Source organism: Candidatus Auribacterota bacterium (genome assembly GCA_026392035.1).
Lineage (GTDB): Bacteria > Auribacterota > Tritonobacteria > UBA1439 > UBA1439 > JAPLCX01.
Genome location: JAPLCX010000120.1, coordinates 1 through 7,753, shown reverse-complemented (window position 1 = coordinate 7,753; position 7,753 = coordinate 1). Strand labels below are relative to the sequence as shown.

Annotated in this window: 7 protein-coding genes; 2 read left to right on the top strand and 5 right to left on the bottom strand. The window is 51.7% G+C overall.

The window, feature by feature from the left end; all coding sequences use genetic code 11:
* Positions 1-615: 615 nt before the first annotated feature.
* Positions 616-2,316, top strand: a complete 1,701-nt coding sequence (locus tag NTX71_12535) for a glycosyltransferase family 39 protein (GenBank protein ID MCX6340719.1) — start codon at positions 616-618, stop codon at positions 2,314-2,316.
* A gap of 229 nt (positions 2,317-2,545) precedes the next feature.
* Here the strand turns inward: NTX71_12535 and NTX71_12530 are convergent, their stop codons facing one another.
* The 3 genes from NTX71_12530 to NTX71_12520 form a co-directional block, all read right to left on the bottom strand.
* Positions 2,546-3,592 carry a Fic family protein gene (locus NTX71_12530; GenBank protein ID MCX6340718.1) on the bottom strand — a complete coding sequence of 349 codons (1,047 nt, stop codon included), beginning with the start codon at positions 3,590-3,592 and terminating at the stop codon, positions 2,546-2,548.
* A gap of 121 nt (positions 3,593-3,713) precedes the next feature.
* Positions 3,714-3,971: a type II toxin-antitoxin system RelE/ParE family toxin gene (locus NTX71_12525; GenBank protein MCX6340717.1), complete on the bottom strand. Its 258-nt coding sequence runs from the start codon at positions 3,969-3,971 to the stop codon at positions 3,714-3,716.
* Positions 3,958-4,191, bottom strand: a complete 234-nt coding sequence (locus tag NTX71_12520) for a CopG family transcriptional regulator (protein MCX6340716.1) — start codon at positions 4,189-4,191, stop codon at positions 3,958-3,960. Before NTX71_12520 ends, NTX71_12525 begins: the two co-directional genes overlap by 14 nt.
* A gap of 282 nt (positions 4,192-4,473) precedes the next feature.
* On the opposite strand from NTX71_12520, the gene NTX71_12515 reads away from it, so the two are divergent.
* Positions 4,474-5,208: a DUF559 domain-containing protein gene (locus NTX71_12515; protein MCX6340715.1), complete on the top strand. Its 735-nt coding sequence runs from the start codon at positions 4,474-4,476 to the stop codon at positions 5,206-5,208.
* Between the two features lie 831 nt (positions 5,209-6,039).
* Here NTX71_12515 and NTX71_12510 read toward each other — a convergent pair.
* Together NTX71_12510 and NTX71_12505 are read right to left on the bottom strand one after the other, a co-directional pair.
* On the bottom strand, positions 6,040-6,612 hold the full coding sequence (locus tag NTX71_12510; protein ID MCX6340714.1) for a Maf family protein: 573 nt from the start codon (positions 6,610-6,612) through the stop codon (positions 6,040-6,042).
* Positions 6,613-6,684: 72 nt separating this feature from the next.
* Positions 6,685-7,530: a GGDEF domain-containing protein gene (locus NTX71_12505; protein ID MCX6340713.1), complete on the bottom strand. Its 846-nt coding sequence runs from the start codon at positions 7,528-7,530 to the stop codon at positions 6,685-6,687.
* Between the last annotated feature and the right edge of the window lie 223 nt (positions 7,531-7,753).

Here is a 7,753-nt window from a genome sequence, read left to right as displayed (position 1 = left end):
CCCACATACACGTTGTCACCGTGCAGATCCAATCCACCGTACAAGGCCATCGCAGCCTCCTTTCCGGCTCGCCGTCGCCGAGCCACCTTGCACAGAGATTGTACACTTGTTCTTTTCGCCTTTGTATGATTATCAGTTTTGCATGGGTAACGGTAAATGATGTTCGCCACGGATTTTCAAGGATAACCACACGGATGGCCGCAGATGAAGCTTTCTTTTCATCTGTGAATATCCGTCATAATCCGTCCCGCTTAGCGGGATCCGTGGCCCCCCTCTATAAGTGACCCCTTACGTGGGGCTGATTATAGGGTTTAATTATAACCACAGATGAACACAGATGTGAACTACAGTTTGTAGTAGCTAGTTTCTGGTTACTAGTAACGAGCAACGAGAAACTGTTTTTGCTGTTTTAGGGCCCTCCGTGCCTCCGTGGTGAAAATGCTATGGCTACTTTCTGCATCCCCTTTTATATTTGCCACCGCTCACGACCTGAATTATAATGAATTCCTGGTTGATACAGATGGAGCTCGTGTAAAAGTGGATCGTGTGTCTCATCATGCTATCCCTGAGTAACTGCGTGCAGGGCGCTCGCAGCAGATCACCGGAATCGGCACAATGAACCGGAATGTATCGCTGTTTCTCATCGCGGTTGTCGTCGCGGCGATGATCACGGGGGTCCACCACGGGTATCTCTTTGGCCCCGATGAGCCCCGCGAAGCAGAGATCGCCCGGGAGACGTTCAGGGATGGACACTGGGTCGTCCCCCGCCTCTGCGGCCTCCCATTTCTTGAAAAGCCGCCCCTCTACTATAACCTGGTCGCACTCGTCTACGCGCTCTCGGGCCGCATCACGCCGACCGTCGCGCGGTCGGTCTCGCTGGCGTTCGGTCTCTTCATGATTATCCCGGCATTCGCCTTCGGACATCGCTGGCGCGGCTCCCGAATGGCGTGGCTCACCGTGCTGATCCTCCTGACCATGCCCCGATTCTGGAGATACAGCCACGTGATCCTCCTCGACATCGCGGTGGGGGCATTCTGCACATGGGCCCTTACCTGTTTCGCCTGGTCGGCGTTCTGGGCCTCGGGTGAGAAGAAACGAGCGCTCGCCCTGTGGTTGTGCGCGCTCTTCTCGGCTGCGGCGTTCCTCACGAAAGGGATTGCCGCCTTCTTCAGCATCGCGGTGGTCGTCGCTGCATTTTGCGTTGTGGAAAGGCGCTGGAGCGCACTGCGGGCTCTCTTCTCGCCGCTCCCCCTCTTCTCTTTTCTCATACCCGTTGGGTTGTGGATCCTCCTCTTGTACCGGGAGGGAGGTATCGGCTACCTCCATGAGCATTTCGTAAACAATCTGATAGGCCGATTCCTGCAGAGGCACTACGAGCTTCCCGATGTCCGTTTTTACCATACCGACATCGGCCACAGATTGCCCTGGTACTTCTACATAAAGCGGCTGCCGGAGATCCTCGGCCCCTGGATTGTCATTCTGCCGTGTGCCGTCTGGCGGGGGATCGGGGAGATGCGGAATCCCTCCGAGCAACAGAACAGGTCATTTTTTTCTTTCCTGCTCATCTGGGCGTTCCTGCCGGCCCTCCTGCTCTCATTTTCAGGCATCAAGGAGAGAACCTATATTTTGCCCTCGTATGCAGGGATGGCAATTCTCATGGGCTCCTGGTTGGATGATAAACTGCGGTCGAAACAGGAGGGGCTCTGGGAGGGAATCGGCTGGCTCTGGATCGTCTTCCCGTGCGCGCTGTTCAGCCTGTGCGCCGCGCATATGGATGCCGCCTACTTCACTTTCGTCGCAGCGTGCGCATTGTGTCCCGTGGTTATTTTCGGCATCATTCTTTTTATCAAAAGACGGTTCACGAGCGGTACCTACGCGGCCATAGCGATCATCCTGTGCATCCTGATTATCGATCACTCCCCCAATGTCTTGTATTCACGGCCCAACCGAAAATGCTATTTCGAGATCAGCCGCGAGACCTGGCGCACTGTCGGCAAACATCCGCTTTATTTCTACAGGCCATCAGATAATATCAGGGGTTCTGTCTCCTTCTATGCCGACAGGACGATGCAGGAATTCGACCGGCCGGAGGATTTGAAAAAGGCGCTCTCAGTGCCGCGCAGGGTATATGTCATCATGGAGGAGGGCTGGTTTGAAGAGCTCGTCAATGACCCTTCCTTCTTCAATCTCCTGTACGCAATCCCCGCCCGATCGTACGATGAAGACCCGGACAATATGCTCCTATCAAACCAAAATCCAACAGAAATCCAAAATCCCAAACCCCCGAAAGAAATCCCAAATCCCAAATCCAAATAAATGTTGGTCTATAGGTAAGATGTTACCTAACTGCACTGAGCTGCTATTTTAAAACTCATAAATAGCCCTCAAAACAGCCCCTAAGGCCTTTTTTTGAGCCCTGAATATCTATATCATTCTCCACGGCATAGAGATATCACGGTCAGACCCCAATGCCCCAATGCAATCCAGATGCTTAAGTCACTTATATCACTACACTCAATAATACACTCATGTGGATGTACTACACTCAATCCTTCAAAAGTCGCCATCTTGCTCCCCGTCCCTTTCCCGCACATCCAACTTTCCCCTGCGCTTTTAATTCAAAGAGAATAGTGCGAATCCAATCGCGCCCGACACCGGGACATGCCCCTTCGATATCCGAAAGTCGGAATTCCCCGTCCTGCCTATGGATGGCCGCGCTGACAAGTTCAGCCTTCTCGCCTCTGGGCGCAGCAATCCGGCCGACCCGCTGTGCGAATTCATCATATGCGGTTTTAATGATCCAAATTATGTAGCCGATATACAGCCATGGATCATGCCTCCCCTCGTGCCACCCATGAGAGCTCTGCTGGAGGGTCTCGTAATAACGTTCTTTGTTTTGCTCGATCAATCTTTCCAGACTGATATATCGCCCGACTTCAAAACCCGCATGATAGCAGGTCAATAAGAGTAAAAGCCGTGAGACTCTTCCGTTTCCGTCGCGGAACGGGTGAATACAGAGAAAGTCAAGGTTGAATGCCGCGAGCGCGATCAAGGGGGATATGCGGTGATCGCGAATTTCATCATGCCACCGCGCGAGGAGTTGACGCATATACTCCGGCGTCTCTTCAGGGGATACACTGCGGAAACGAATGCGGCTGCGGCCATCGGCTGTTCTTTCGATAATATCCACCGGCTGCTTTTTATAGCGACCTGCATCCCCTATCCCACCTCGGCTCAATCGATGCAGATTGAGAACCGTGTCTTCTGAAACAACCAAACTCGTACCGCGGGTATGAACGAGATTCAACGCATCGCGATACCCGCTGACTTCCTGCTCGTCCCGGTCTTTGAGTGCCGGCCGTCCAAAAATAACGGTGCCGACTCTGGATTGATCAATTTCGACCCCCTCAATTCTGTTGGATGAGATAGCGCTCTCCGCAATCGCATGTTCCCGCAGAACCTTCAACCTCTGGGGAGATTGGCGCGTGAACAATTCCTGCATCCCCTGCGCCATTCCGATATTGGACAGATACCATGACACCGTCATGGGAATATTGAAATCCCCCGACTGGATTCTCTCTAATGTCCTCATACACTACCTTCCTCGGCCCCTATGCGCGGTCATTACACGTTGCGGCGAATTCCCTCCACGAACCGGTATAATAATTTTCAGTGTACAGTAGAGGTTTGATCCTGATTTATTTACAATGCTGTCAGCGGTACACATCCCTTCTATGGCCAACTTTCACAACATAGACGATAAGGCGATCATCTTCAATGGAATAGAGAATTCGATACATACCCTGGCGAATGCGATATTTCTCTTGACCTGACAGTTTCGCACATCCGGCGGGTCTTGGGTTGACCGCCAGAGACCCGATTGTGCGCATAATTCGCCGGGTGTCCTTTTTGGGAATGCCATTGAGATCCTTCAATACGGAGCGCCGCAAGACGATCTCATATCTTTCCATGACGCCGCAACTCCTTGAGAGCTTTCTCGAACGTGATAACAGGCTCGTGCGCACGCTCATCGAACGCTGCAAGATCTTCCGCATCCTCGGCAAGAGACAATCGAACGGCGTCATTCACAATTTCTGAAACCGATTTTGACGTTTCCGCCGACTTGATACGGATAACCCGGAACAGGTCAGCGTTCAGGTAGATGGTAGCTCGTTTGCTCAAAACGGTCATCTCGCACCTCCAGTCTCAACATCTAATATAGCACTATAACGTTATAACGTCAAATCGTTTTTACCAGTTTCTCACATAACGCCGGAATTGAGCGGCAATCCCGCTACCTGCCGGCAGGAGCGGGACGCGGCACAGAGCAGACGCGCCGGCGATCCTCAGGTTCCGCAGTCAATAGTCATGGTGCGGCCATGATTCTTCATGATTGACAATATGACCGGCCCAGGCCATAATGTTGCCATTGGCAAAACATAATCTTTCCGGTGCTACCAGTCCATCTTTTATATGAGTACGACAAATACACCAGCTCTGGTGGGTATTGTTCCCCGGAAGAAGCTTTGGCCGAACATTCTAAAGGAGCGGTGGTATCACATCCCCTTTGAATCCGCGCCGCGAAACGTTGGTAAGATTAAGTACCTTGGTTTTTATTTTCCCACCGTATTTGAAGAAGAGTTCAAATGCAAAGTCACCTATTTCTCACCTGTCTCTGATATAGATGTGCTGAAAAGGATTGAGCTTTTCCGCGACGAACCCCAGCATCCCCGGGCCCAGAAAGACTATTACCGTATCCGGTTGGGCGAGATTGAAACATTGCCTCACCCTATCCCCAGCCGAAGGTGGAGAAGGATAGTACACATACCTACAACCTACGAGAAATTGATGGGAGCCCGGGAAATAAACGATTTGTGGGAAACAAGCCCATTGGAAGATAAAATTTATGATGCCCTTAAGCGGAAAAAGATCAGACCTGAAAGGCAGATGTTTGTTTGCACGAGGGGCAAAACATATTGCCTTGATTTTTGCATATACTGCAATAACGGTAATATAGATGTGGAATGCGATGGGGAGAGGTATCACACGCTTCCGGATGCGCTTGCGCGGGATCGCCAAAGAAACAACGAGCCAACAGCTCACGGCTGGTCAGTCCTCCGCTTCTCCGGAAAGCAAATCAGGGAACGTATCCCCGAATGCTTATATCTAATAGAGAAGACAATCAAAAACAAACATGGATTGGCTTGATACTCGGTGACTGGGTGATTGGGGTCAATTCTTTATTCTTGACATTCCAAGCAATTCTTCCAGATCTGTCAAGATGAAAGATTTGACCCCATCCGCTGCGCCAACCTACCAAAACAAGCACCAACATTTGAGCCACCTACAGCTCCTAAATGCACAAGACACCATTTCTCATTCATTGCAGCATCAGACCTTCACTATACACTGACAAGTTTGTTGTGAATCTGCTTCACCCGTTTGCCAATCTTCGGTCTTTCAACATCTGCTTCTGAAGGGGCATATGATTATTCGTCACCGCAGCTCCGCTTCCTGTCCTTGTCGTCCCGGAATATCTCCCCCCGCTCGTTCCCGCGGATTGTGACGTGGTACCATGCCCCGGATATTCAATCCTCAGTGGTCTTTTAGCATGTCACCGGTTATATAAATTAGCAACTTATTGTCAACCATAGTGAGATACGCATGGATGCTTAAATCATTGATTTCTGAAGCATAGACGGTCGGATATTTTGGTGAAATTTACCAAATGTAAGCCCGTACAGCATGAAAGAGCGCTCAAAATAATTATGCTCGATTAGTTTTGTTATCTGGTATTGGTCATTTATTGCTGGTTAATGGTTCAGGGGCCTTTCGACTTCGCTTCCCTCCCGAAAGCGATTCGGGACCTTCGGCAGGACAGGTTCTGGTTGGTGGTTGGGAATCTTTTTGGAATTTGGAGCTTGTGCTGTGGGGTTTGGGATTTGTTTTGAAGTTTGAGGTTTGGATTTTGAGATTGTTTTGTCATTTGAATTTTGTCATTTGGACTTTTATTGGGATTTGGGGTTTGGGATTTGGGATTTAAATGTTGATCCCCACCTTCTCAAGCAAAACGGCAAGTTTCGCGAGCGGGAGGCCCACCACGTTGTAGTAGCATCCCTCGATGCGGTCAATGAAGAGCGCCCCGGGACCCTGGATATCAAAACTCCCCGCCTTGTCGAGCGGGGAGACCTTCTTAAAATAGTTCATGATCTGCGTGTCGCTCAGGGGGCGCATGTGCACCTTCGTCTTCTCATGGGCGGTGAAGGTCTTCCGCCTATCAATATCGATCACCGCAATGCCCGTGTACACCCACTGGGGCTTTCGGGAGAGCGCTTTCAATGTCCTGAACGCGTCCTCGATATTTCGCGGTTTCCCGATAAGTGTTCTCCCGACCAGGACCACCGTATCGGCTGAAATGACCACGCCGGAACTGAGCCCCCGCGCCACATCCCGGGCCTTCTTCAGTGCATTCCTGATCACCAGATCGCCGCACCTCCCCTTCAATGACCGGTTTTCCCTCACGCGCGAGCCGATGACCCGGAAGCGAAGCCCGATCTGCCTGAGCAGCTTTTTCCGCGCCTCTGACTGCGAGGCGAGGATAATGTCACGCATGGTTGGATACCTCTCTCGGGGGATCCTCTGAGCACCGCGATTCGGTGAGGCAGGAGATTTCAGCCGGCGTTGCTACAGCGCCTTTTCGCCGAGTGCGCACAGTTCAATCTTCTTCCCCGCGCGCTTTGCTTTATAGAGCGCCTCGTCAGCGAAAGAAATCAGCAGGGCCGCCGAGAGAGGCCTCTCGGGACTCCTGTAGGCGACGCCGGCGGTCAGGCTCGGTTTGAGTGATTCGTCAATCTTCTCAGAGGCATATGCCCCGTCAACCGCGGCGATGATCCGCTGCGCCACCGTCTCGGCCTCGGCCTCGGTCTCAGGGAGGATCACCGCAAACTCGTCGCCTCCGTAGCGGAATGGTATATCGCTCTCCCTCACCGCATCCTTCACGAGACCAGCCAACTTGTTGAGGATAAAGTTCCCGTTGTGATGGCCGAAGGTGTCGTTGATAAGTTTAAAATGATTCACATCGCAGAGGACCAGGGCGAGGGCATGGCCGTAGCGCTTGGCGCGCTTCACCTCCTCCTCCAGGCGGATCCGGAAATGCTGATAGTTATATAAACCGGTCAGTTCATCGGTGATCGATGAGAGGTGGAGGACGTTCTGGATCCTATCCTGTTCCCGCTGCATGAAGCCGCTGAAACAACCGACGAGGAAATAGAGGATGACGTAGGCTATGAGCTGCGCATCCTGGAGCTGTATCCCGGCCTTCTCGGCCAGCGAGACCGCGAGAATCACGCTGAGTAGTGCACACCCGATCCCGCCCGCGAGGCCGTAGTAGCTCGCGGCGAGGATGATCGGAACAATAAAAAAACTCAGCGACAGGGCGCTCGGGGGGATTGCGAAGGCGACCACGATCGCGAAGACCAGGCTCACGCAGAGCAGGAACACCCTTTCCCATACTGATCGTTTGCCAATCACGATTTCACCCCATAGCCACTGTTGAACACGCACCCAAAGTATACATGAAGCGCCACCACTTTTCAAGCATTCTACATATTTTTGTTGCGTAACTTTTAAAACTGGACTCTTCGGAACATTTAAAACCGAACTGTTTTAGCGTTGCGTATAAAATGTCGCAACTTTCTCTTCGCCAATGTAGATAGAGAGTTTTTCACCCGGCTTTTCACACACTGTAACATGT

Bases quoted from the DNA above. Each gene is read 5' to 3' on its own strand.
- NTX71_12535 (MCX6340719.1), top strand. From the start codon at position 616: ATGAACCGGAATGTATCGCTGTTTCTCATCGCGGTTGTCGTCGCGGCG.
- NTX71_12530 (MCX6340718.1), bottom strand. From the start codon at position 3,592: ATGAGGACATTAGAGAGAATCCAGTCGGGGGATTTCAATATTCCCATG.
- NTX71_12525 (MCX6340717.1), bottom strand. From the start codon at position 3,971: ATGGAAAGATATGAGATCGTCTTGCGGCGCTCCGTATTGAAGGATCTC.
- NTX71_12520 (MCX6340716.1), bottom strand. From the start codon at position 4,191: ATGACCGTTTTGAGCAAACGAGCTACCATCTACCTGAACGCTGACCTG.
- NTX71_12515 (MCX6340715.1), top strand. From the start codon at position 4,474: ATGAGTACGACAAATACACCAGCTCTGGTGGGTATTGTTCCCCGGAAG.
- NTX71_12510 (MCX6340714.1), bottom strand. From the start codon at position 6,612: ATGCGTGACATTATCCTCGCCTCGCAGTCAGAGGCGCGGAAAAAGCTG.